This window comes from Lacisediminihabitans profunda (genome assembly GCF_008040105.1).
GTDB lineage: Bacteria > Actinomycetota > Actinomycetes > Actinomycetales > Microbacteriaceae > Lacisediminihabitans > Lacisediminihabitans profunda.
Genome location: NZ_VRMG01000062.1, coordinates 1 through 211, shown reverse-complemented (window position 1 = coordinate 211; position 211 = coordinate 1). Strand labels below are relative to the sequence as shown.

Below are 211 nucleotides of genomic sequence, written 5' to 3'. Positions count from 1 at the left end.
CCACCGCTTCACCGCCCAACTCACCCGACCCGACATGAAAGGCGCGTGGACATTCGTCCCCGTCCCAGCCGCCGTCTCCGAAGAGTTCGGCGCCAAAGGCCGCGTCCCCGTAACCGCCGCCGTCAACGGCGTAGCCTTCAGAACCTCCATGCTCGCCCAAGGCGGCGGATCCCACATCATCGCCGTCAACAAGAACATCCGCGAACAAGCC

General features: G+C 65.4%; 1 protein-coding gene. It reads left to right on the top strand.

What is annotated here, in order from left to right; all coding sequences use genetic code 11:
• Window positions 1-211: DUF1905 domain-containing protein (locus tag FVP33_RS19060; protein WP_147785262.1), on the top strand; the 211-nt coding region annotated here is incomplete at both ends.